Annotated in this window: 1 rRNA gene; it reads left to right on the top strand. The window is 54.4% G+C overall.

Features of this window, described 5'->3' with window-relative positions:
* Positions 1–366 (top strand): 23S ribosomal RNA (locus tag FS641_RS17770); the annotation flags it as partial.

Raw genomic sequence — 366 nt, 5'->3', positions numbered from 1 at the left:
ATAGTCGAACCGGTTTGAAAGCCGGGCCGTAGTGGGTGCCAGCCCCGTAGACGAAATGGTGTTATGGCCGGATGTGTATCCCAAGTAGCACGGGGCCCGAGAAATCCCGTGTGAATCTGTCAGGACCACCTGATAAGCCTAAATACTCCCAGATGACCGATAGCGGACAAGTACCGTGAGGGAAAGGTGAAAAGTACCCCGGGAGGGGAGTGAAATAGTACCTGAAACCGTTTGCTTACAAACCGTCGGAGCTCCCTTGTTGGGGTGACGGCGTGCCTTTTGAAGAATGAGCCTGCGAGTTAGTGATATGTGGCGAGGTTAACCCGTGTGGGGTAGCCGTAGCGAAAGCGAGTCTGAATAGGGCGA

Source organism: Curtobacterium sp. 9128 (assembly GCF_007673775.1).
Classification (GTDB): Bacteria; Actinomycetota; Actinomycetes; order Actinomycetales; family Microbacteriaceae; genus Curtobacterium.
The sequence above is the reverse complement of the archived record's forward strand: the minus strand, read 5'-3'. Positions and strand labels throughout refer to the sequence as shown.